Source organism: Paraburkholderia sp. BL17N1, assembly GCF_003634175.1.
Classification (GTDB): domain Bacteria; phylum Pseudomonadota; class Gammaproteobacteria; order Burkholderiales; family Burkholderiaceae; genus Paraburkholderia.
The window spans coordinates 3059417-3083417 of record NZ_RBIW01000001.1 but is presented as its reverse complement, the minus strand read 5'-3'; the positions used below and the strand labels follow the sequence as shown (position 1 = coordinate 3083417).

General features: G+C 60.3%; 21 protein-coding genes and 1 pseudogene. 8 read left to right on the top strand and 14 right to left on the bottom strand.

Annotated elements, in window-relative coordinates; all coding sequences use genetic code 11:
* Window positions 1-261 precede the first annotated feature (261 nt).
* The 3 genes from B0G82_RS13910 to acnA are packed head-to-tail and all read right to left on the bottom strand — an operon-like array spanning window position 262 to window position 4601.
* Window positions 262-996, bottom strand: a complete 735-nt coding sequence (locus B0G82_RS13910; protein ID WP_121307666.1) for an ABC transporter substrate-binding protein — start codon at window positions 994-996, stop codon at window positions 262-264.
* 38 nt (window positions 997-1034) lie between these two features.
* On the bottom strand, window positions 1035-1928 hold the full coding sequence (locus B0G82_RS13905) for a GntR family transcriptional regulator (protein WP_116142001.1): 894 nt from the start codon (window positions 1926-1928) through the stop codon (window positions 1035-1037).
* Window positions 1929-1976: 48 nt separating this feature from the next.
* The gene (acnA, locus tag B0G82_RS13900) at window positions 1977-4601 is read right to left on the bottom strand and encodes an aconitate hydratase AcnA (RefSeq protein ID WP_121307665.1); all 2625 of its coding nucleotides are present in this window, start codon (window positions 4599-4601) and stop codon (window positions 1977-1979) included.
* A gap of 247 nt (window positions 4602-4848) precedes the next feature.
* On the opposite strand from acnA, the gene B0G82_RS13895 reads away from it, so the two are divergent.
* From B0G82_RS13895 to B0G82_RS13875, 5 genes and pseudogenes are all read left to right on the top strand, one after another.
* On the top strand, window positions 4849-5910 hold the full coding sequence (locus tag B0G82_RS13895; RefSeq protein WP_121307664.1) for a lactonase family protein: 1062 nt from the start codon (window positions 4849-4851) through the stop codon (window positions 5908-5910).
* Window positions 5911-5965: 55 nt separating this feature from the next.
* The gene (locus B0G82_RS13890; RefSeq protein ID WP_121307663.1) at window positions 5966-7291 is read left to right on the top strand and encodes an MFS transporter; all 1326 of its coding nucleotides are present in this window, start codon (window positions 5966-5968) and stop codon (window positions 7289-7291) included.
* Between the two features lie 83 nt (window positions 7292-7374).
* Entirely contained in the window at window positions 7375-8601 is a 1227-nt protein-coding gene (locus B0G82_RS13885; RefSeq protein ID WP_121307662.1) for a porin, read from the top strand.
* A gap of 118 nt (window positions 8602-8719) precedes the next feature.
* Window positions 8720-9073 (top strand): annotated as a pseudogene (locus B0G82_RS13880) (transketolase C-terminal domain-containing protein); the annotation flags it as partial.
* 303 nt (window positions 9074-9376) lie between these two features.
* Window positions 9377-9571: a hypothetical protein gene (locus tag B0G82_RS13875; RefSeq protein ID WP_121307661.1), complete on the top strand. Its 195-nt coding sequence runs from the start codon at window positions 9377-9379 to the stop codon at window positions 9569-9571.
* Window positions 9572-10183: 612 nt separating this feature from the next.
* Here B0G82_RS13875 and B0G82_RS13865 read toward each other — a convergent pair.
* The 7 genes from B0G82_RS13865 to B0G82_RS13835 all read right to left on the bottom strand — a co-directional run bounded on the left by B0G82_RS13865 (window position 10184) and on the right by B0G82_RS13835 (window position 16351).
* Window positions 10184-10561 carry a Rieske 2Fe-2S domain-containing protein gene (locus B0G82_RS13865; protein WP_116148536.1) on the bottom strand — a complete coding sequence of 126 codons (378 nt, stop codon included), beginning with the start codon at window positions 10559-10561 and terminating at the stop codon, window positions 10184-10186.
* Window positions 10562-10565: 4 nt separating this feature from the next.
* A complete protein-coding gene (locus B0G82_RS13860; RefSeq protein ID WP_116142020.1) occupies window positions 10566-11522 on the bottom strand; it encodes a VOC family protein in 957 nt (318 codons plus the stop codon).
* A 75-nt stretch (window positions 11523-11597) separates the two neighbouring features.
* The gene (locus B0G82_RS13855; RefSeq protein WP_121307659.1) at window positions 11598-12707 is read right to left on the bottom strand and encodes an FAD-dependent monooxygenase; all 1110 of its coding nucleotides are present in this window, start codon (window positions 12705-12707) and stop codon (window positions 11598-11600) included.
* 139 nt (window positions 12708-12846) lie between these two features.
* A complete protein-coding gene (locus B0G82_RS13850) occupies window positions 12847-13845 on the bottom strand; it encodes a fumarylacetoacetate hydrolase family protein (protein WP_241974543.1) in 999 nt (332 codons plus the stop codon).
* 172 nt (window positions 13846-14017) lie between these two features.
* Window positions 14018-14506 carry a PaaI family thioesterase gene (locus B0G82_RS13845; protein ID WP_121307658.1) on the bottom strand — a complete coding sequence of 163 codons (489 nt, stop codon included), beginning with the start codon at window positions 14504-14506 and terminating at the stop codon, window positions 14018-14020.
* Window positions 14499-15494, bottom strand: a complete 996-nt coding sequence (locus B0G82_RS13840; protein WP_199730083.1) for a fumarylacetoacetate hydrolase family protein — start codon at window positions 15492-15494, stop codon at window positions 14499-14501. The genes B0G82_RS13845 and B0G82_RS13840 overlap by 8 nt, the downstream gene beginning before the upstream one ends.
* The gene (locus B0G82_RS13835) at window positions 15491-16351 is read right to left on the bottom strand and encodes an ABC transporter substrate-binding protein (protein WP_121307657.1); all 861 of its coding nucleotides are present in this window, start codon (window positions 16349-16351) and stop codon (window positions 15491-15493) included. The genes B0G82_RS13840 and B0G82_RS13835 overlap by 4 nt, the downstream gene beginning before the upstream one ends.
* A gap of 173 nt (window positions 16352-16524) precedes the next feature.
* Between B0G82_RS13835 and B0G82_RS13830 the strand changes: the two genes are divergently transcribed.
* Window positions 16525-17091: a cupin domain-containing protein gene (locus tag B0G82_RS13830; protein ID WP_121307656.1), complete on the top strand. Its 567-nt coding sequence runs from the start codon at window positions 16525-16527 to the stop codon at window positions 17089-17091.
* Complete coding sequence (locus B0G82_RS13825) at window positions 17088-18017, top strand: 3-keto-5-aminohexanoate cleavage protein (protein ID WP_121307655.1); 930 nt, start codon at window positions 17088-17090, stop codon at window positions 18015-18017. The genes B0G82_RS13830 and B0G82_RS13825 overlap by 4 nt, the downstream gene beginning before the upstream one ends.
* A 55-nt stretch (window positions 18018-18072) precedes the next feature.
* Here the strand turns inward: B0G82_RS13825 and B0G82_RS13820 are convergent, their stop codons facing one another.
* Entirely contained in the window at window positions 18073-18756 is a 684-nt protein-coding gene (locus B0G82_RS13820; RefSeq protein ID WP_121307654.1) for a TetR/AcrR family transcriptional regulator, read from the bottom strand.
* A 390-nt stretch (window positions 18757-19146) separates the two neighbouring features.
* On the opposite strand from B0G82_RS13820, the gene B0G82_RS13815 reads away from it, so the two are divergent.
* Window positions 19147-20319, top strand: coding sequence for an MFS transporter (locus B0G82_RS13815; RefSeq protein ID WP_121307653.1), 1173 nt, complete (start codon window positions 19147-19149; stop codon window positions 20317-20319).
* 609 nt (window positions 20320-20928) lie between these two features.
* Here the strand turns inward: B0G82_RS13815 and B0G82_RS13810 are convergent.
* The 3 genes from B0G82_RS13810 to B0G82_RS13800 all read right to left on the bottom strand — a co-directional run bounded on the left by B0G82_RS13810 (window position 20929) and on the right by B0G82_RS13800 (window position 23997).
* A complete protein-coding gene (locus B0G82_RS13810) occupies window positions 20929-21423 on the bottom strand; it encodes a MarR family winged helix-turn-helix transcriptional regulator (protein ID WP_121307652.1) in 495 nt (164 codons plus the stop codon).
* A 164-nt stretch (window positions 21424-21587) separates the two neighbouring features.
* Window positions 21588-22283 carry a TetR/AcrR family transcriptional regulator gene (locus tag B0G82_RS13805; RefSeq protein ID WP_121307651.1) on the bottom strand — a complete coding sequence of 232 codons (696 nt, stop codon included), beginning with the start codon at window positions 22281-22283 and terminating at the stop codon, window positions 21588-21590.
* A gap of 244 nt (window positions 22284-22527) precedes the next feature.
* On the bottom strand, window positions 22528-23997 hold the full coding sequence (locus tag B0G82_RS13800; RefSeq protein ID WP_121307650.1) for an NAD-dependent succinate-semialdehyde dehydrogenase: 1470 nt from the start codon (window positions 23995-23997) through the stop codon (window positions 22528-22530).
* Window positions 23998-24001: the final 4 nt, after the last annotated feature.

Sequence of the window (24001 nt, the reverse complement as noted above, 5' to 3'; positions counted from 1 at the left end):
CAGATCTGCAACTTGTCGTCATACAGAGCACGTTTGTTCCGACGCAATCGAATCAAATTTCAGGCTGTCGCGGCCGTTTTCAGGGTTTCGGGGATTCGCAACGAAGCGTGGCATCTCACCGGCCCGAATCGAAAGCATGTCGTCTGTCTGTCGACAGTTCGACGGCGAAGGGCTGATGTCGGGCCATGTAGAGTCGCTCGTTGGGGTCTCGTGTGCGACCACATCCAGGCGCAAAGCAGCCACTGATCCCAACCGCCGCGACTATGCTTCCGGCGCCACAGCCGCACCAACGATTCCATGGCGCCTCAGCGAATCACCCACGAATCCCGAAGCCTTCATGTCCTCGACAAAAGTGCCCAGCACCTCGGCCGCGACACTGCCTCGACTCTTGGGCGTACCCATCGCCTGCTGTATCACCATGAACCGCTCGTCGAGCAATCGCAGCCCAACGGCCGTTCGTGCATCAGCCTCGAGCTGCTGCTTCACGCCCGCTGCCAGCTCCAGATTCTGTTCGAGGAAAGTCGCTACGACGCTCGGTGAAGTCGGCGCGCGAACGATTTGGGCCGTCTTCAGCTCACGGGTCAGGAACAGGTCATAGGCGCTTCCCTGGCCAACCGCGACGCGGTTCTTCCTGTGATCAACATCCTGATTGGTTTTGATGGGTGATTCATCGCGCACGAGATAGAAGCCTTCGATCAATACGTAGGGTGCCGTGAATGCAATTGTCTCTCCACGCAGTGGATCGACGGCAAAGAAGCCGAAATCAGCGCGCTCCTCACTCACTGCCTGAACTGATTTCCCGGCCGCGTCAAAGACCACCAGCTCCAGTTCGACGTTGAGCCTCCCGGCGAACGCCCGCGCAAGATCGACCGAGACGCCGAAGGGCTCGCCGGTTTCCGGACTTTTATTCGCAAGAATCGGATTGCCGAGATTGATAGATGCGCGGAGCTTGCCAGTTGGCGTGAACGCGGCGACAACGGATTGATCGATGTTCATGGATGCTTTCGTTGTGACCGCATTTTTGAGCACGCGGTCTAAGGTTCAAGAATTTCGCTGATACGGGACAACGCATCGAGCGTGTGAAGCAGGTGCTCCCGCATTGCCTCGGACGCTTCCTCGTTTCGCTCACGTTCGAGCAGATCAAGGACATGCAGATGTTGCTTCGCGTGTTCGACATAGCGCTCCCGATGCTGCATGGAGCGATACGACAGCAGGCGGCGTACGCGGTTGACCCGCCGGATCGTGTCAATAAAAAAACCGTTTCCGGAAGCCTCGACCAGCGACTCGTGAAACCGCACACCCCGCTCGTGCAGTTGGTCCGCGGTGTCGGTTTCGATGCCGCCTGCGAGCAGATGCTTTTCCACATCGCGACATCGTTCGAGCACCTTGCGCTCGAGCCGGTATCCAGGTTCCAGCAGCGCGGCTGGTTCGAGCGCAAGACGCAGCCGGTATGACTTCAACAGACTGTCGGGCGTTGTCAGCATTGATGAGAACTGCCATCCGTAACCGGGCTTGCGCTCGGCCCAGCCCTCCTGTGCAATACGTCCCAGGACGGTCGTCAGCTGTGCGCTGGTCAATCCGTACCGGTTGCGAATCAGCTGTTCGGAGAACTCGTCAGGCAATTCGCCTTTCAGGCGATCATCCGCGATCTGGAAATACGCACTTGTCACGAGGTCGGTTTCGGCCAGCCCCAGTTCTCCCACGAGATCCGATAGCGGTTCGATGACAGGCTTTGCGACGAAGAACCCCCGATTCTTCTCGCGCGTCAGGATGCCTTTTTCATGTAACAGGGCAAGCGCCTCATTGACGGGCGAACGGGAGACACGCAAGCGGTCCGCGAGCATCTGCGCCGGCAGATGCGCGCCTGCGTCAAGTTCTTCTGTCCTGATCAGTTCAACAATCTGGGTCGCGATGGATCTGTCAATCATGTGAGTTTTGCCTTCTGCTTTAAACGCAAACGCAGCAGTGGCTATGTCTCAAACCTCCTGCTTCGCCAGACTTCTTTGCAATATCAGCGGGATGACGCCTCCCGAACGCAACAACGTACATTCGAGCCGGGTTTCAACCGCCGCCGTCGCCTCGACGGCTTGCACCTTTCCGTTCGCTCGCACGATACGCACGGGGATCCTGCAGCGGGGTGACAGCATATCGGCCGGTGCGTCGACTTCGAGCTTATCACCCGGCCCAAGATCAAGGGAATCCGGGCCCGAGCCGGACGCGAACCGAAGCGGCAGAATGCCCATGCCAATCAGGTTCGAGCGATGAATACGCTCGAAGCTGGCAGCCAGCACCGCGCGGATGCCGAGCAACCGCTGACCCTTGGCTGCCCAGTCGCGCGACGAGCCGGTGCCGTAACGTTCACCCGCGACGAGCACGACAGAGTCGCCATCCCGCTGGTAGCGCTGGGCGACTTCGAAAATCGGCAGCACATCACCGCTCGGTACGTGCAGCGTATGCGCGACGGGCATGCCAGCATGCAGGTGGTTGACGAGCGTCCTGTTGTAGAAGGCCGCGCGCACCATCACTTCCCAGTTGCCGCGACGTGACGCAAAGACGTTAAGGTCGTCGCGATCGTCGCCTCGCGAGACGAGAAAATCGGCAACATAGCTGTCCTTCGGGATCGCGCTGGCAGGCGAGATGTGATCGGTCGTTACGTCGTCGCCGAGCACAAGCAGCGGATATGCGCTGTATTCTCCGAGCTGGCTGCCCTGCGTCGCGGAGGCGAAAGGCGGTCTGCGCAGGGCCGTCGACGCCGGATTCCAGGGGAACTGCGCGCTATCGGGTGCGTCGAGCTTGTGCCAGGCCGGATTTTCGCTGGCGAGCGCGAAGGCACGCGGATAGTCACGCGGATCGGCGGCTGCGGCGACGAGCTCGGCGACTTCTTCGCGGCTGGGCCAGAGGTCGCTTAGATAGACGGGTTTGCCGTCGACAGTCCGTTGGATCGGGTCACGGCTCAGGTCGATTTGCGCGTCACCCGCAAGTGCAAAGGCAATCACGAGCGGTGGCGACATGATGAAGCCGAGATCGAGATCGGGATGGATGCGGCCTGGAAAGTTGCGGTTTCCCGACAGCATCGCAACAGGATAGATGCTCTTTTGCGCCAACCCATCACGGACCGGGGCAGTCAACGGCCCTGAATTTCCAATGCAGGTCGTGCAGCCGTAGCCGACGATGTCAAATCCGACCGCTGACAGATCGTCGATCAGATTGGCCCGTTCGAGGTAGTCGGCGGCAGCGGGCGACCCGGGACCAAGAGAGGTCTTGATCCACGACGGCACTTTCAGGCCTGATGCCCGCGCCTTGCGAGCAAGCAGACCGGCGGCGATGAGTAGCGCGGGATCGGATGTGTTCGTGCAGCTTGTGATCGCGGCAATCGCAACTGGATGCCTGGGCATCAACGGATGTGATTGCGCGGGATGGAAGTTGAGACTCGCGAGCGCTTCTGCGGTCTGCGAGTAGTCGAGCAGATCCTGTGGTCGGCGTGGACCGGCGACATGCATGCCGATGCTGCCTAAATCAATGTCGATCGTGCGCGTGTAACGCGGCTCGGCCTGCGGATCGAACCACAGACCTGCTCGTTGCGTGAACGCCTCGACCAGCCTGATCGAGGGTTCCCGACGGTTTGTAGTGCGCAGATAGTCGAGCGTGTGCTGATCGACCGGGAAGAAACCAGTCGATGCGCCGTATTCCGGGGCCATGTTGGCAACCACCGCCCTGTCACCCGCGCTGAGCGTCGCGACACCGGGTCCAAAGAACTCGACGAACTCGCCCGACACGCCAATGGCGCGAAGGCGTTGGGTGACGGTCAGCGCGAGATCAGTGGCCAGCACGCCGGGCCGCATTGCCTGTGTTAGCCGCACGCCGATCACGTCGGGGATGCGTTGCATCACCGGCATGCCGAACATGACGGTTTGCGCCTCGAGTCCACCCACACCCCAGCCAAGAACGCCGATGCCATTGATCATGGGCGTGTGGCTGTCTGTGCCAATCAGCGTATCCGGCACGGCCCACTGGTCTCCGTCACGCGCCACCGTTGTCACAACGGTGGCGAGTTGCTCGAGATTGATCGTATGCATGATCCCCGTGCCCGGCGGATGGATGCGCACACCCTTCAGCGCTTTCGATGCCCAACGCAAAAACCGGTACCGCTCTGCATTGCGACGCAGTTCGAGTTGCAGATTCAAAGGCGCTGCATCTGGCTGCGCAAAGTATTCGACGGCCAGCGAATGATCGACCGACGAATCGACAGGCAGTACCGGATTGAGGGCTGCAGGGTCTGCTCCCGCCTCCGCCAGTGCGTCCCTCATACCGGCAATGTCGACCAGCGCGGGTGTGCTCGTCGTGTCGTGCATCAACACCCGGTTGGGCTGGAACGCGATCTCAGCTTCGCTGGTCGCGTGCACAGCCCACCCGAGGATGCCTTCCACGGCCTGCTGGCGTTCTTCGCCTTCGGTGTTCCTGATGACATTTTCCAGCAGCAGACGCAGCACGACGGGCAATTCGCGGAGCTTGTCGCCGAACATCCCGGGCAGGTCGACGTAGCGATACGACGCGCCATCGACGTTCAGACGGGCCTCGGTGGGGGAGTAAGTGTTTTCCATGACTGTATTTTTGCACTTTGCCAGGTAAAAATGCAATCTAGTGCAAACCCCAAATACAACAATCTGGAGACACCACGTGGAAAAAAACAGTCGCGACCGGCGTAAAGAGGGCCCGAACCATGCCAGACGACGTCTCGTTCAAGGCGCTACGGCGCTCGGCGCGTTGGCCGCATTAGGTCCTATCGCCCGGTCGGTTTCTGCGGGGGAAACGGCGGCACCTTACTCAGATTTCAAAGGAAAGAAACCCATGTTTGCTTACGTCGGATCGCGGACGACCCGCGAACGGAACGCCCACGGCGACGGGATCAGCGTGTATCAGGTCAATACGGAAACGGGCGCGCTCAAATTCGTCCAGCTCGTCAAGGACCTGGTCAATCCATCGTTCCTCGCTCTGAGCGGCAACGGCGAACGTCTTTACACCGTTCACGGTGACATGAGCGACATCAGCGCGTTCAAGGTGGACAAGACGTCGGGCAAGCTCACGTTTATGAACCGGCAGAGCACACAGGGCAAGAATCCGGTGCATCTTGCGATCGATCCTTCGGGACGTTACATCGTGGTGTCGAATCACATCGGCTCGAGCGTTGCCGTTCTGCCGATCGCCGCGGACGGCTCGCTGCAGGAGCTGACTCAACTGGTTCATCTCGAAGGCCCGATCGGTCCACATCGTATCGAGCAGAAGCAGTCCAAACCTCACTTCAATCCGTTCGATCCGACCGGCCAGTTTGTCATCGTTCCGGACAAGGGACTTGACCGTATCTTCACGTTCCGCTTCAGGGATGGTCATTTGACGCCCGCATCCCCGGCCTTCGTCGTTGCACGTGAGACGTCGGGTCCGCGCCACCTGGCTTTTCACCCCAATGGCGCCTATGCGTATGTCGTGAACGAGCTTGACTCGACGGTGACGACCTACCGGTATTCAGCCACCAACGGCGCCTTGATGCCAGTGCAGATCGTGTCTTCGTTGCCCGATACCTTCACGGGCAATAGCCGTGCGTCGGAGATTGAAGTCGATCGCACTGGCCGCTTCGCGTATGCGTCGAATCGTGGCTACGACAGCATCGCACTGTTCAGTATCGATCAGACAAGCGGACACCTGACCTTTGTCGACGCAGTGCCGACACTGGGACGCACGCCGCGCTTCATGACGTGCACACCCGACGGTCGCTTCATGTACGCACTGAACGAGGAAAGCGACAGCATTGTTGCGTTCGCAGTCGATCCGTCCATGGGACAACTGAAGCCCACGGGTTTTTCTGTCGAATCAGGCAGCCCTGTGTGCATGGTGTTCTCGGAACATCAGGCGTAACCCGCAATTTCGATTTCAAGAAATCCAGCGGGCGCGCCCGTAGATGGAGATCCACATGCAAGCTACAACCGCAATCGACGAACGTGCCCTTGTTCGCAAGATCGCCTGGCGCATCATTCCGTTCGTTTTCATCCTGTACATCATCTCCTACCTCGACCGCGCAAACATTGGCTATGCCGCGTTACAGATGAACCGGGATCTGGCCTTGACGAGCGAGGCGTTCGGCTTCGCATCGGGCATCTTTTTCATCGGCTATTTTCTGTTCGAGGTGCCCGGCAATGTCATGCTCAACAGGTTCGGGGCGCGCGTATGGATCGCACGTATCCTCGTTACGTGGGGGATCGTCTCGGTTATCTCCGCTTTCGTGCAGAACGCCACGCAACTGTATGTCCTTCGCTTTTTGCTGGGGGTGGCAGAGGCAGGCTTCTTCCCCGGCATCATCGTCTACCTTACCTATTGGTTCCGTGCTAAAGAACTCGCCACGACAGTTGCGCTCTTTACCGCGGCTATCCCGGTGTCGTACATCATCGGTGCGCCGCTGAGCACCTGGATCATGGATACCGTCGACTGGTTGAACTGGAGCGGGTGGCGGTGGATGCTCGTTCTTGAAGGCATTCCGGCCTTGATTGGCGGCGTCATGTGCTTTCTCTATCTAACCGATCGACCTGCCGACGCAAAGTGGCTCACACCCGAAGAGCGGGACTGGCTGCTTAACGAACTGGCCAATGACCGCAAAGCGCGTCCGGACGCGAAACACTTCGGCTCGCTCAAGGCGATGACCAACCCGAAGGTGTTGTACCTGTCGTTCATCTATTTCGTGTATCAGTGTGGCAGTCTGGGCGTGGGTTACTGGATGCCGCAGATCATCAAGGGATTTTCGAAGGCATTGAGCCACACCCAGGTTGGGCTCATCGCAATGATTCCCTACATCTTTGCGACCGTCGTCATGGTGTTGTGGTCGCGCAGTTCGGACCGACACAGTGAGCGGCGCCTGCATTCAGCCATTCCGCTGGCGGTCGCCGCATTAGCGCTGCTTGGTGCAGGGCTCACGACCAATCCGTATGTGTCGATCACGATGATCAGCCTGAGTCTCGCTGGCCTTTACGCTTTCAAGTCGCCGTTCTGGGCGTTGCCGACGCTGTTCCTCACACGTTCGACCGCTGCGGTATCGATTGCCGTGATTAACTCGGTCGGTAATCTCGGTGGCTTTGTGGGGCCGTTTGCGATTGGTTATATCAAGGGGGCTGGGCAGAGTGCGACACCGGGTCTTTTGTTCCTTTCGGCATTGCTCGTGTTGTCGTTCCTGATGACATTCCTCATTCGGATCAATGAGCAGAACGCGGTTGATGCTCCCGGAGCTGTCGCCAATCAGAGCCACTAGACAATGAGTGCGCGCCCGGGCGTCAGGTAAATGCCCGACGCCTCCCAGCGAGACAAGAACTAAATACTGGAGGAGAATTCCCAATGAAAAAATCTTTTATTCCGTTAGTCATACTTAGTTTTTCGGCCGAGATTGTGTATGCGCAAAGTAACGTCACGCTCTATGGCATCATTGACAGCGGCGTGAACTACACGAACAGCGTCCAAACGGCGAAGGCCGCGACAGGTCTCAAAGGCGGACACCAGATTGCGATGATCGAAGGCGGTTCGGCCGGCTTGCAGGGCAGCCGCTGGGGGCTGAAGGGGACTGAAGACCTGGGCAGCGGACTGAAGGCGCTTTTCCTGCTCGAAAGCGGTTTCTATAGCAACAACGGCGTGCTGAATCAGGGGGGCGCGATGTTCGGCCGGCAGGCTTACGTCGGTCTGGGCAATCCGGTTGGCACGGTGACGTTAGGTCGTCAGTATGATCCCGTCGTGGATCTGTACGGGCCGTTTCTCGCGGCGCCGCAATGGGGCGGATACATGTCCTCGCACCCGAGTGATCTCGACAACGCGCTCAACACCCGGCGGATCAACAACTCGATCAAGTTCCGTAGCACCAGCTACAGCGGGCTAACCGTCGAAGCCATGATGACGTTGGGTGGCACGCCGGGCTCGTTTTCGAATAACTGGATCTGGGGAGGCGGAGCTGCTTACGCGAATGGTCCGTTTTCAATCGGCGCAGGCTACCTCAACATTCGGAACCCGAACACGTCGTTCTTCGGGGCCAATCCGAATGCGGGGCCGGCTACGACCAACAACCTGGGTAGTTTCGGAAGCGCGACGAGTCCCCAGAGTAACCCGGTCTTTGCCGGATACGCCTCTGCGAATCGGCTCGAAATCGCAGGCGTCGGCGCCGGTCTGACGCTTGGTTCACTCAATGTCAACCTCGCCTATTCCAACACACGGTTCGAAGATATGGGTTCCGCGTCTGGACCGAACACGCTGCACTACAAGGGTACGGCGGCATTCAACAACGCAGAGGCCAACGCAAAGTATCAGTTCACGCCGTCTCTTCTTGCTGGCATCGCCTACGACTACACTCGTAACGGCGGGGCGGGTGGTAAAGGGGGAGCGAACTACAACCTGTTTAGCGCGGGTTTGGACTACTTCCTGTCGAAGCGCACCGACGTCTACACCATCGCGGTCTATGAGAAGGCAAGTGGCACTGACTCGTTGGGGCAGAGCGCCGTGGCACAGATCACCGGTTTGACACCTTCGACAAACGATAAGCAGGCTTCGTTTCGCGTTGGCATCCGTCATAAATTCTGATGGCAACCGGCGCCCACTCTGCTGGGTGTTGCTCTGGACGATCGGAGCGGTTGCCGGATATGGATGACGGCTTGGGGGCGGTGGCGAGTCATACAGGCCGCCCGGGCGATTGGCTGGATCGTCTGGCATCATGACCATGCGCTCGCTGGAGGTGGCGAAGTTGCTGGAAGCGGACAACGTGGGCGTTGGCGTGTTGCACGTGCCAACGATCAAGCCGCTCGACACCGAGACGATCTTGCGCGAGGCCCGACGGACGGGCCGGATGGTTGTGATTGCCGAGAATCATTCCGTGATCGGCGGCCTTGGCGAAGCGGTCGCAACTACGCTGCTCACGGCGGGCGTCACGCCGATGTACCGTCAAATCGCCCCGCCCGATGAATTTCTTGGTGCGGGGGCGCTGCCGACTTTGCACTATCGTTATGGCATCTCGACCAACGTCATTGCAGATACCATCAAGGGCTGGCTTGGATGAGCCCACGTTGTCATCATGACGCTGCAGCACGGCGGACATCGCTCCGCCTGCGTGTGAAATGGGTCGTCCGCTAGCTTGAGCGGGAACGGTGCGTCAGTTCCGTCGACGCACCGCTACCGAAACAAGCAGAACGCCGACATTTGTTAAGCAAAGCCTGGACGACCGAACAAGACGTTTGATCGGCCGCTTACTGCCTGTCTTCGGCCCCTAAGAATGAGCGAGTGACTGACAGCAAGGGGTCCAGCCTGTGTGAAAACACATCGATCGCCTATACTGAGTCAACGCACTGAGACCGGGTGACTCATGAAGCGATTCGTCGAAGGCGATGACCGCAAGCAGGTCGCACTACTTCCCGAATGTGTCGATGACTGCATCGTGCAGGACAATCCGGTAAGAGTAATCATTAGCGAACAAATTCGCGCGCATCGCGTGGGCGCTATCGGCGCGGAACGCCTTGTTCAACCCGGTTGGAAGCGCGCTGGAAACGTGATGCTTTAAGTTCGAATCGTGCCTCACCTGGATCTATCTACCTGGTTTTGCGACTGTTGAACTCTGATGACGTGAACGGCACACCGGCCTGACGGACAACCTGTGGAAAATATCGGCTTACCGAAGCCGACGTGCTTTTTAGGACCGTCAGGCGCGAATCTCATCGTGGCACGGGGAGCGATCCCCACAACGACGCCGAATAGATTTACGCAAGCCAACCGCCTCACCACTTCAACATTGCAAAAACGAGGGCGATCATAGACTATTTTCCGATTTCTCAAGCGACCCCTTAGTAAAAAAGCTCTTTGCATTCGATAAGCCGCATTCCAGTTTCCCTGTCACGCGACAGCAGAGCCGGTTCTATTTTCACGTCGGCTCACCCGCACGTTGGACTCGGCCTGTCAGCGAATTGACTCCGCGAGTCGCCCGTCAGCGAAAAAGCGCCACGGATAGTGGCGCTTCCAGAACCTCTTGCCCTTATGTCACGGCTGCGATTCCACCGTTCCGGAAAGCCAACCCTTTGCAGGTTCCCGCCGCGCCGCGATCGGATGTTGAGCAACGCGGGAATGAAAAGCCGGATCAACTGTTCGTCATATGAGCAGGATGGGGCTGCTATTCGGTTTAAAGCGCCGGATCATCGAGCGGAAGATACGCGCTCAGATATGCGTCTTCTTCGATTCGTAGTGGAATGGCTTCGAGCGTTTGGCCAAGGCACGGACCCAGTACGCACAGTCCATCATCGAGCGTGAATCTGGCTCCGTGTCCATGGCATACGATGTACTGCATCGTAGGATCGAGGTAGCCGTGCTTGCACCACGGCAGTGTTGCCCCAGGCCAGTGCGGGCACGAATTTCTGTAGCCACGCAGCAGGTCGTACTGGCGGACAACAAATATATCATCAACCCCTTGGGCCCGAAGATCGAAACCGCGCGCCCCCACCGTGGGGAGCGCGCTGAGTTCGCACAGGCGGACCCACTGCGGAACGCCGTCTGCACACATCACGTCACGCCTCATGTTTCCCTGAGGGCGGCGGCGGCGGCGGCCCGCCCGGCGCCCATTTCTCGCGCCATTGCAGCAGGAACTCCTGCGCGAGATCGGCATGGGCGGGGGCAACGCGCGGCACCCAGGAGTCGTCGTGCAGATCCATGTCGGCATCGTATTCGACGTGGCATCCAAACGGCGAGTTGAAGTACCAGAACCAGTTCGAACCGAACTGGTGGCGGCCCGGTCCCCAGTACGATTCGTAGCCTTTAGCGGCAAACGCGCTGCCCGCACGCAATACCTCAGTCGGGCCGCCCAGGTGGAACGTGAAATGTTCGCAGCCTTGCATGAAAGGCGGTGTCTGGATAAGGAACAGCGTGTGGTGATCGAGCGTACCGGCGGGCCGCAGGAACGGGCCCATGCCGATAAACTTGTCGCTCAGCCGGAATTTAAGCCGGTTCACATAGAATGCTTCGGCCTTCTCCGTGTCCGGAACGAAATAGACGACATGCGACAACGTCCTCGGACGCGGCGGCGCTTCGCACTGACCAGTGACCGATCCGGTGACGTTCACGCCGCGCCGCGCGTCCCCGGGCGCGTTGATCTGCTCGGCGGGAAGCGCGGGTCCGCGTCGTACCGTCACCTGAAAGCCGAGCACGAAACCGGTGTCGTCGACGGATTCGAGCGAGCCGTCGGCTAACAGTTTCACCTCGCGGTCCTTATGCAGTTCGCTCGCGATTTCATCCAGCGCCGCTTGATCCGCTACGCCGTAAACAGTCTTGCGTAACTGGTTAGCGGTGGGAAATGGCCATGCCGGCAGGCGCGGGTCGTCCTTCGCGCGAATGACGACACCCGTGCCGTCCAGAGCTTCGAAGTGACCGTCGCCTCGCGGCGTCAGTCCGTAATCGACAAGAAACTGCGTGCAGCCGTCGAGGTCTTCGACACCGAAGACCAGTGTGTCAGGTCCGAGGATTTTCATCGTAGTTGTCCAGTTGGTGAAGCGGTCTCGCTCAGTCCGAAACGAAATGCAGGCAACGCTCCTGCCGTCGTGCAATCAGATAGGTTCGCCCAAATACTGATAAGTCTCGAGCAACAGCGCAGCCGAGCGGTCCTTCCTGCCGGCCGCATCCTGCTGTTCGTTCACGCATAACTGCAGCGAGGCGTCGTAGATTCTTTTTACCCTGTAGAACCGCCGTGTGTCATAATCCGCCAGCGCCTCATTCACGGAATCGCTGCCGGCAAAACATTCCGCGAGCACGATGGCATCCTCCACCGCCATGCCGGCGCCCGAGGTCATTTGTGGCGTCGGCGCGTGCGCGGCATCGCCCAACAGCACGACACGCCCCCGGTGCCACGAGGTCGGCACCAGCGTGATGTCGAGAGGCCGGAAAATCACCTGCGAGGGCTCGGTGATCAGGTCGAGCGCATTGCGTATGACTGGGGCCTCGAACTCCGCTAGACGATCGCGAATCAGCACATGCGAGCGGTCTTCGGCAATGCGCATTGGCTCCCGGCTGCTTTCCAGGTAGAACATATAGCAGCTTTCCCGCGAGGTCGGAAAAATGCCCAAGACCTTGCCGGACGGGGCCCGATAGAGACAGAACCCGTCCGCCTCCGCAGGACGCGGTGCATTGAAGCGCCACACACTCTGGCCGGCGAAGCGCGGTTCGTAATCCGTACCGAACACGCGCTTTCGCAGGCCTGAATAGACGCCATCCGCGGCGACGACGAGGTCATACGAAACCTCGCGGCCATCGGAGAGCCGCACGTCAACGTACTCGCCGCGGTCCGTCAGATCCTGCACCGTCATCCCCTTTTCAAGCACCGCACCACTTTCCTGCGCGGCCGTTTCGAGGATGCGGGCAAGCTCCGGCCTGCGGATGCCGCAACTCGGAGGCGCGGGGTGCGCGTGCAGCAGACGGCCCGAGTCGTCGAACTCCTTGAATACCGCGAACGGCATGCCGCTTTCCCGACAGGCGTCGGCGAGGCCAATCGTCGATAGCGCCCGCATCGTGTTGTGAAGCAGACAGATGCCGGCGCCTGTTGCGGGCCGCTCGGGCTTGATATCGATGCAGTGAACGTCGAGCCCCTGCCGGGCGAGTGTAATCGCCGCCGTGGCGCCACCGATTCCGGTGCCCACGATGAGCACGCGTCTGGCTTTCATTCCCTGTCTCCTATTTTTTATTTCAGCGGTGGATATGATCGATTTGACCATCGCTGAAACCGCTGAACCTGCGCCAGTCGATGCATGTCCAGCCGATTCTATGCCTACGCCGCAAACTCCTGCGCTCCGCGCGAGCGGCTTACATGAAAGGTGCGCGCCGCTCGGGCCACCACGTTTTTTGAGGATGCTGGGCGATGCGATTGCGCAGCACACCGATGCCCGATACGTCGAGCTCGATGACGTCACCAGGCTTGACGCTTCGCCCAAGCTCCAGCGCCGAGCCGTTGCCCATCGTTCCCGATCCGATCACGTCGCCGGGCTGCGCGTGATCGCCTAGCGATACGTACGCAATCAGTTCTTCCGGCGTCCAAAGCATTTCCGACGTGTCGCCCTCGCCCCACGTCTCGCCGTTAACGCGCACAGACATGCGAATGTTGTCGAGCCGCGGAAACTCGTCGATAGTGGTAATCCACGGCCCGATGCCGTACGCGAAGTCCTTGCTCTTGGTGGGTCCCATGCCAATCGCAAACTCACTGCCCTGCAGATCGCGGGCGCTGAAGTCGTTGAAGATCGTCACGCCGAAGAGGTATGAGCGGGCGACATCGGGAGTGATGTTATGCGCCTGCCGGCCGACTACCCAGCCGAGCTCCAGCTCGTAGTCGAGCCGCTCGGAGCGGGCAGGCCAAGGCACTTCCGCCTCGTGTCCAATCACGGTCCACGGCGAGCCCTTGAAATAGCCGGGCACTTCGAGCAGTGCCGGCGTCGGGCTGATGTTCATCCGCTCATGGAACTGGCGAATGTGCTTCGTAAAGGTCAGCCCGTCGCGCACGACGGACGGATCGCAGGCGGCGCCCCAGCGCAGGCCGTCGATTGCGAGGGACGCGTCGTCGCCATACTTTGCTATCGCCTCCGTCGCGGTGTCGAGAAAACGCTGCCCGAGGGCGATGGCGGCGGACATGCTTTGCGGAAATACGATCGACGCATAACGCAGCGCGGCCTCGCGGGTTGCGCCTTGCGCCTGCAGGCGCAGCGCTTCGGCCGCGCGCAGATCGATGACGCGGCCCTGCTCCGGCTGCACTGCGCAGATGCGCTGTACCGGCCCGTCCAGACCTTCGACCACGAATCGCCCAAGTTTCATTTGCTTCTCCACTGTAAGAACAGAATGACGCTCATAATGAAACTGAACGTATCGTTTTGTCAACGAACCGGAAGGTAGGGGTATCTCCCAGTGACATTATTCAAGTCCTGTGCACAACCTTGAACGCGTCCTACCTCTCGTTCATCCCCGCGCGAGGCGCGAGAGCGTGTGCCTAGCCGCGCACATCGAAGATGGCGAACGAGGCCGTCGCATTGGCCACGCAACGCGTCCTGGTGGCGCCGTCGTAAAGGTCCGCATCGAGGAACGCGATGCGGCCGCCTAGCCGCTTAACACGTGCCTCGACGGTGAATTTGCCGATATGGCCCGGTTCGAGCATGTTGACGGTCAGACTGATGGTCGCGCACGTGCGGCCGCTCTGAAGTCGGGAGAGCAACGCAAGCGCCATCGCATGATCGAGCATCGATGTGAGCGCGCCGCCAGACACGACGCCATTGCCCTGAATCGACTCTCGAGGCGCGGTGAACCCGACCGACAGCGCGCCTTTCTCCCCTCCCAGTAACAAAGCGCCAAGCCATATCAATGCCGGGTTCATCTCGAGCGCGACGTTGCGCCTTCCGGCGGCGAGAGCCTGCTCGATAAAGGCGCGGTCCGGATTGTCAGCGTTGATCGAACTACCCGTCGTCGAAAATCCTTCAATCATTACCGCCCCTCGTGCAAACCTGCCGTTGACGGCCCAGACCTTCGATCTCCGCCTCCATCACGTCGCCTTCGCGCAAAAAGCGGTTGTAGTGCGTGCCGTTGCCGGCCGGCGATCCCGTACAGATGATGTCGCCAGGCAACAGCCTCGTGTAGCGCGAGATATATTCGATCTGCCGCTCGATGCCGAACAGCATGTCGGCCGTCGTTTCATCCTGCATGACGCGGCCCGACACAGTGAGCCGCATCTTCAAGCGATGCGGATCCGGCACGAACGCACCCGGCACAAAGTACGGACCGAGCGGCAGAAATCCTGGCTGGCCTTTCGAGCGCAGCCAGTCGGTGCCGAGCATTTTGTAGTCCGTTCGTGGAATCAGGTCGCGAGCGGATATGTCATTGACGATGGTGTACCCCGCCACGTGATCCAGCGCGTCGTCGCGTGAGATCCGATAACCGCCGCGGCCGATCACCACGGCCAGTTCGAGTTCCCAGTCCGGCTGAGTCGTCGTGTCGGGCAGCACCAGCGGATCGAATGCGCCGGAGACTGCCGAGACCGGTTTGGTGAACGCATACGGCTCGCCGTGCGCCACTCGTTCGTCGAGCATGTTTTCTGCCCATTGCCGCAACTGCGCTTCATCCATCCCTTCGGGGCCGACTTTCGAATCGACCGTGAGGTCGACCACATGCTTGCGGTAGTTGGCGCCGGTGCAGAAGATCTGGCGGGGCAGATCGATGGCCGGATGCGTGCGGAGGTCGGCCACGTCTTGCCATTCGCTCCGCTCGGGGGAAACCTCGGCCGCGAGGCGCGCCAGCGCCTGCTGGCTCGCGCCCCAGTTCTCGAGCAGCGCGAGCACCGTCGTTGCGCCCGCAAGCATGCTGTCGCCATGCTTCGCTGCGAGCTTCGCAAGAGACGCGACCCGATCGTTCATGACGAGACCAGTGAAACGCACACCGTCGCGCGCAGAAAATGTCCCAAGTGAATATGGCTTCACGCCTTTTCTCCGATAGGTTTCTGGACCAGCGAATCGTCAACGATTGCCGGGTAATCACTGTCCGCGCCTGCCAGACCAAGTACCCGACGATGTGCAACGAGAAGCGCCACACCTTCGGATGTCGGCCGCAACGACTGTGGGTTCAGCGCGATCATCCCGTCGGCGGCAGCAACGGGCAGACCAGCGGAAAGAACCGCCTGCCGGGCCAGGGCGGGACGCTCCTGGACCACCTGTCGCGCCCGCTCCAGGTCCTCCAGCCAGGCACCCACCAACGCACGCGCGCGGCTTCCCCTACGCATGACGATCCCCTGGCCAGGGAAGTCGGGATAGTGTTCCTGGACGCTGGCATTCCGGACAAAACCCGCCTTGACAGCCATCGTGTCGAATGGAGGTCCCAGAAGAGTGGCAACGCCCTGCCCGGCCAGCAGTGCATCCAGGCGCTCCTGCACCCCTCCCGCCGGCACGAGACGATATTCGTCACGGCCGATACCCGCATCGTCGAGCATTACCCGTAGCGCCGTGACAAAGCCGTTATCGGGTGCGTCGACGAGGATATCGGCGCCGCGAAGCGAGCTCATGTGCGACCGGCCGGCGCGCGCAACGAGTATTAACGGGGTGGTCCGCTCAATCTGTGCGACAACGCGGAAGTCCTGAGGCCCCACCCTCCGGTTCCATCCAATAATGTTGTCCATCGACGTCACCACAGCATCGACTTCACCCCCCACAAGCCCACTGAACTGCTCGTCGGACGAGCGGTTGCGGATTGCCTGCGTCACCACGGAGTGCCGCTCCTGAGCAGCGACCATCGCAAGCAGTGGCGGTACGAACCACATCACCCGGATCGTCTGTTTGTCCATGGTGTCATCCTGTCTGAGTCAGCCCTTTTCAATTACAGAACGGATCGTTCTGTTTTGTCAAGCCAGGATTTTGTGCGACGCGCCTGCATCCGCGATGATTGTCCCTATTGACAGGGTCATCGCCGTGGTTAACGATTCAATACGAAACGAATCGACTCGTTAATGGAGAAAAAATGGAAACGACGGCAGACACGGACAATGTGCAGCATGCGCAGCCTGATGGCTATCGGCCGGTGAGACGGATCATCACGGACACCAATTCGGATGGAAAGTCGTATTTTCTGTCTGACCAGCCAGCACCGAACAGGACGGCCCGCCCCGGCCTGCCCGTCGCCCATGTGCTGTGGGCAACGGGTGAAGCCCGCGCGCCCGGCGCAGAACCCGCGCCGGCCGGTCACGCGTTCGAGTTCCATTCGCGAGGCGGATCGCTGCTGCGCATTGTCGATTTTCCGCCCGATGAAACCTACGATGAATCCCAGCTGAAACAGTTTCTCGACGCGAATGGCGTCCGCGACAGGAGCAACCCCCGGCATTTCTGGTTCCACAAGACACAATCGCTCGACTATGCCTTTGTCCTTGAGGGAGAAATCTGGGCGCTGCTGGACGAAGGCGAAACGCTCATGCGCGTCGGCGACGTACTGATCCAGCGCGCAACCAATCACAGCTGGGCGAACCGCTCCGGCAAGCTGTGCCGCATGGCATTCGTACTGCTTGACCTCGCCGAAGGAGAGCCGCTGTGAGCAAAGCGATCATTACGTGCGCCGTAACAGGCGGCGCCCATACCCCCTCGATGTCACAGTTCCTTCCCGTCACGCCAGAGGAAATCGCGGCCGAGTCGATCGCCGCAGCCGAGGCGGGTGCGGCGATCATTCATCTGCACGCCCGTCATCCCGAGGATGGTCGTCCCTCGGGCGACCCCGACATCTTCAGGCGCTTCGTGACCGCCATCAAGTCGGCGAGCAACGCAATCATCAACATCTCGACGGGCGGCGGCGGGCCGCACATGTCGATCGAGGACCGCGCGGCGGCAGGACGTGCGCTCAAGCCGGAGATGTGCTCGCTGAATATGGGATCCCTCAACCTGGTCCTGGCAGAGATGGCCGAGCGCAGGCGTGAGTGGAAATATGACTGGGAAGAGCCCTTTCTGGAAGGCACGCGCGGGCTGATCTTCCGCAACACCTACGACGATATCGAATGGATTCTGGAGCACGTCGGCAAGGCCGGCGGCACGCGGTTTGAATTCGAATGCTACGACGTCAGCCACCTCTACACACTTCAGTACTTCCTGGAGAAGGGGCTTGTCAAGGCTCCGCTGTTCGTGCAAACGGTATTCGGACTGCGCGGCGGGATGGGCGCACACGTCGAGGATCTGCTGCACCAGAAGCGTACCGCCGACCGGCTGTTCGGCAATGACTACCACTGGTCCGTACTAGCTGCTGGCAAACACCAGATGCCGATGGCGACCATGGCAAGCCTGATGGGCGGTAATGTCCGTGTCGGTCTCGAGGATAGCCTTTACATCGGACGCGGGCAGCTCGCACAGAGCAACGCCGATCAGGTTCGCAAGATCCACCGGATTCTCGACGAACTGGGCATTGAGATCGCCTCGCCAGATGAAGCGAGGGAGATACTGAACCTGAAGGGTGCTGACCAGGTGAATTTCTAGCCGGAACGGACCCAATCCGCACCGGGCACAGGCCCGGTCGGAAGTGCCCTCCCGCTCAGCGCGTGGCAGCTGTCTTTTCCGCGGGAGCGCTCCGCTTCACTACGTCGAGTTCCGCTATGCTCGGCGGCTCGACACCTAGCAGCGTATAGATGTAATTGATGTGGTCCTGCGCGAACCGGTCGTCGAGCGGTCCACTGCCCGCCAGCAACCGCATGTAAACGGGCGCGTACAGGAGCTCGGCCAACGTCTCCACATTCTCCGGGGCACGTATGGGCTCGGCAACGCGCCACTCTTCCAGCATTTCCCGAACAAGCGCCCGGCGGCCGTAGTGGAACCGTTCGCGGAATTTCCTGAGCACGGCAGGATCGGCCTGACCTTCGGCGATGATCTGCGCAACGATCCGCCCTGACCATCCCGCGTATTCGTGAATCAGCGACACCAGATGCGATGCGATAGCCTTCCCAGGAGGCAGATTGCGCGGCATCGGGGTTTTGACTATGTGGTGCTCCATGAAGGCATCTATCACGACGAGCGCCTTCGAGTTCCACCAGCGATAGATGGTCGCCTTTCCCACACCAGCCTCCCTCGCGATCGCTTCGATCGAAATCGACTGGACCGTGCGGGTTTCAAGCAGGCGTACGGTCGCCGCGAGAATCTGGGTGCGTGTTCCCTCGCTGCGGGGCCGACCGACCCCTCTTGGGACGACCAGCGCGGCGGAACCCTGAATATCTGTTTTCATTGGCAGGAGAGTTGGATAGTGAACAACGTCATCACGACTTTACGTTGCAATGCCACTCAGCGATACATATTCAAAACGGAGCGTTCAATTATAATACACTCCGTATTCTAATTTACCTACTGTCTGCCATTCTGGAATCCAGATCCGCATCGGGCGAACCGGATCCGGGCAAATCGCCGGCTCAGGATATTGCGGACAAGCTTTCGCACGAAAACAGACGTAGCGGAGGCTACGATAGCGGAAGATGCATTCGCCTCAGCAGCGTTCAGCGACATGCTTCGGGTCCACGGGTTTGACCCAATATCCGTAACGGAACACGCAGCTATCATGTGCCAAATCGAGACACACCGTTTCGTATATAAATGGCGGGCGTTGCCCCATGGAGACACGATGAACAGATCTATTGGCGGACCGAAAGGCCGGACGTCGCTTGTGCTGGGTCACTGTGCCGGCATGATTGATGTCGTCGCACTCCCCGTATGGGTAGGTATCGTCCTGATCCGATACTATGGACTGGATCCACAAAGTGCCGGTGCGCTGGCCACTTCATTCCTCGGAGCGGCGGTGGTAAGCAGCCTGTTCATCTCTTCGCGGATAGACCGTATCCGCGGGACGATTGCAGCGCCTGCGGGATTCGCACTTGCGGCGGTTGCGTTTTTCTGCATGGCACTGACACGGGACTACACCGTACTGATCGGGTTGCACATCGTCGGTGGACTCGCGGTCGGATGCGCCCTTTCCCTCACGCATTCAGCCATCGGCGCAAGCCCGAATCCACATCGCCTGATCGCCATCGGATTCACCGCGCTCAGCATCCTGTCACTGGGATTTCTGGGAGGTGTGCCGCGAATGGTGTCCGCGCTGGGTGGCCAGGTTGTATTTCTTGTCCTTGGCGCCATTATGCTCACTGCCGCACTCTTTGGGCTGCTTGGCTTTCCAGATCGCCCGACATTGGCATCGCGTGACGGCGTGCCACGTCAGCGGGAACGCCTGTCTCATGGCGTCTGGTTTGCGATGGTGGGAACAGGTCTGCTCACCCTGAGTCATTCGATGATGCTCAGCTTCCTTGAACCCATCGGTCTCGCACGCGGATTCAGCGTGGGGCAGGTTATGAACGTACTGCTCGTCATGGGGATGGTGAATATGTTGCCGGGACTGCTGGCCGCGCTCCTCGAACGCAAGGTGTCGGCCCGCGCGGTCATGGTTGCCGGTCCGGTGCTACAGGGTGCGCTAGGCTTTGCACTGACCCGTTCGACGTACTTTGCGCCATACGCCGTTGCGGGAGTCATCTTCCCGACGGTCATAATCTTCACTCACACGTTCGTGTTTGCCTTCCTCGCGCGAAACGATCCGTCAACAAGAGCGGTGGCGGCGACCCCCGTCATGGCGATGACGGGATCCGCAATTGGCCCCATTCTGGGCGGCGCAGTGGCTCGACATTTCGGATACGAAAGCATCGGCTGGGCCATCCTCGTCGCAGCGACGATCAGCGTTGTCTGTTTCTGGCAAGCGGGCCGCCGCACCCAGTCCGTGCACACCCCCGCCGCGGAGGCAGCCCACTAACCGGATCTCGCGCAATTACCGAAGCAGCTTTGCGCTTATCGAGGGTGGCCAACCGGTGAAGGTTCAGGCCGCCCGCTTATGAGGGTGGGTAGTCCGTTGTTCAGGCTACCCAATCACGTTCGTCGCAAAAGCGTTCAGATTCCCGATACGGTTACTGGCATCATGCGAGCGCGAATCTCCGCCCTGCATCTGGCGACTATCGGCTCAGCAGGGTCCCGGCGCCTTCGGACCGCCGGTTGTATCGCACATAGCCATGCCTTGCGTCTTCCACATACGATCCGAAAGAGCACAGAGTCAATCAGCCATTCTGTCACGCGGATCTGCCGCGCCAGTTCGAACCAGCGGTTAGCTCGCGCACGCGACGACTCTGGCTCGGTATAGTAGCCCTGCAGAAACGCGTGCCGCAACGTTGCCAGCGCCTCCTGATCAGCAACTTCAAGCCAGAACGCAACGGTCGCTACATCGCTCAGTTGAAGACCGATCCCGCGATCATGAAAGTCGAATAGCGTGACTTCGGTATCCTCTGACTCTCGCGCTGGTGTTCTCGGTGCGGCACGATCAGTGACGCGAACAGTGCGACGGAAAGCGCATGCATCACCGAAGCCCGCGTCAGGCGGATTTTGTGACCCTCTCCATGTGGGGCGCGGCGTTGACGAGCAGGCGCTTGAGCAAAGCCACGAGAAAATATTCTTCGTCGTTGGTCAAGGCACCGGTCGACCTGTCGTCGATTGCTTTAAGGATAGCCGCAATGTCCGCCAACATGTCCGCACCCCGCCCGGTCAGCGAGATGCTCCATGACCGGCGGTCTTGAGGTTGCCGACTCTTCGTTGCAATCCCCGCTGCGACAAGATGGGATATGAGCCTCGACATTGCCCCCACGTCGTAATTCAATCGATGTGCGAGCTGGGCCTGCGTCAGGCATGGTTGATGAGCCAGACATGCGATGGCTTTAGCCTGCGTAGACGAAATTCCAACCAGCGAATTCAGCTGTTGATCAGTGGATCGAGAAATTGCCCGGTCCACTTCAACGAAGCGACGGATGAGCCAATTCTCAGCCAGCACATCACCAGGACCACCCACCGGGAGCTGATCAACGTTCTTCATCCTCCCGCTCCACCTCAATCTCTCGTTTTCGACCTGCAGGATCGCGAGGCTGCTCGCCGCCGCATGATTTGCCGCCGCCCGACTGATATGGCCGGGCGGACTGGCGCTTATTTTCTCGGAACGTCACTGCCTGCCTGGCGATCGGGGGGACGCACCGCCACGGCTCAACGTGCGGCAACTGCCGTCTTTCTCGTGGGTGCTTTCTGCTTTTTCGGCCGTTCGCCGGCTTTCAGCACGTCAGGCACCTCGACACCCAGCAGGTTGTAGACGTAGCTGATATGTTCCCGCGCGAAATGATCGTCGAGTGGCCCGTTTCCGACCATCAGACGCATATAGACCGGCGCATACAACAGTTCACTCAGGGTCTCAATGTTGGGGGGGACGGGAATGCGCGCCGTGCTCCGCCAGGCCTCGAGCATTTCCCGTACAAGCGCCCGACGCCCATAGTGGAACCGCTCGCGGAATTCGCGCAGAACGGCCGGATCGGCCTGCCCCTCGGCAATAATCTGTGCGACGATCCGGCCAGACCATCCCGCATATTCGCGAACCAGCGCCATCAGATGCACCGCAATGGCTTCACCTGGCGGCAGGTTGTGCGGCATCGGGGTTTTGACTATGTGATGCTCCACGAAAGCATCGATCACGACGAGCGCCTTTGAATCCCACCAGCGGTAGATTGTCGCCTTTCCAACGCCCGCCTCCCGGGCAATTGCTTCGATGGTGATGGACTGTATGGTGCTGGTGCGGAGCAGCCGAACCGTCGCAGCAAGAATCTGAGTACGGGTTTCCTCACTGCGCGGCCTGCCGACGCCTCGCTCGGCGGCGGGGGCGGGAACGGGAAGCTGAGCTTTTGTCTTCATTGGCGTAACGGAAGGTCGGCCGGCAATTGCTCCCACTTCCCTTCTGGGATGCTGGACAGCCGTGTTGAGGGGTGTCCCGAACGGTATCACGGAATTATAAGACACATCGTGCCTTAATTACCTGCCAGTTGGAAGGACACCTGTTCGCCGCGGGCTCGCCGACCGATGGGTAGCGGGGCTGACCGGTCCGGTCCTCGGGACCGGTCATCACACGCGGCGTCCCGCGTTGCGCCTGACGTTTCGCTCAGAGCCCTCCCAACGCCACGTATTTGATCTCGAGGTAGTCGTCGACACCATACCGGGATCCCTCGCGACCCAGTCCGGACGCCTTGACACCGCCGAACGGCGCAACCTCGGTCGAGATCAACCCCTCATTGACGCCCACCATGCCAAATTCAAGCTGATCGACCACACGGAAGATCCGGCCCACATCACGTGCGAACACGTAGGATGCCAGACCGAACGGCGTGTCGTTGGCGAGCGCAATCGCCTCTTCTTCCGTCTCGAACCGGAACAGCGGCGCTATCGGACCGAACGTCTCTTCATGGAAGATCAGGGCGTCCACGGGAACGTCGGCCAGCACAGTGGGCTCGAAGAAGAATCCTCCCAGTGCGTGGCGCTTGCCACCCGTGAGCACACGGGCACCTCTGGACAGCGCATCGGAGATATGCTCTTCCACCTTCTGAACGGCATACTCGTTGATTAGCGGCCCCTGCACCACGCCCGCCTCCATGCCATTGCCAACCTTGAGCGCGGCGGATGCGTCGGCCAGTTTCCTTGCGAAAGCATCGTAGACGCCCGACTGCACCAGTATGCGATTGGCCGCGACGCATGCCTGGCCTGCATTGCGGTACTTCGCGGCGAGCGCACCCTTTACAGCAGCGTCGAGATCGGCGTCGTCGAATACGATGAGCGGCGCGTTGCCACCCAGTTCCATGCTGGTCTTCTTGATGGTGGGTGCGCACTGCGCCAGCAGCTGCGCCCCGACCTCGGTCGAACCCGTGAACGACAGCTTGCGCACCACCGGACTGGCGGTGAGCTCGCCGCCGATCGCGCGAGCCGAGCCGGTGACGACGTTGCATACGCCCGACGGCAGACCAGCGCGCTCTGCAAGGACGGCCAGCGCGAGAGCAGACAGCGGCGTCTGGCTCGCCGGCTTGATGACACCGGCACAACCGACGGCCCAGCCAGGGCCGGCCTTGCGGGTAATCATGGCAGACGGAAAATTCCACGGCGTGATCGCCGCAAAAACACCGATCGGCCCCTTCTGCACCAGGATTCGACGGCCGTCGACGTTCTGCGGGATGATGTCGCCATAGATCCGTTTCGCTTCCTCCGAGAACCACTCGATGAAGCCTGCGGCGTACAGGATTTCGCCGCGCGATTCGATCAGCGGCTTGCCCTGCTCTGCCGTCATGATGACAGCGAGATCATCAATGTGTGCCAGCATCAGGTCATACAGGGTGCGCAACACCCTGGCGCGTTCCTTCGGCAAGGTCTTGCGCCAGCCCCGCATCGCCCGCTCAGCCGCCGCGATCGCACGCCGCGTCTCGTTCGCGCCACCGTCAGGCACGCGCGCAACCAGTTCGCCCGTGGCGGGATTGCGCACTTCCAGTGTGTTGCCGCTATCAGCCTGTACCCATTCGCCATCGATCAGCATCGCCTGACGCAGCAGGCTCGGGTCCTTCAGGGGAAGCGTGATGAGTTCACTCATGTCA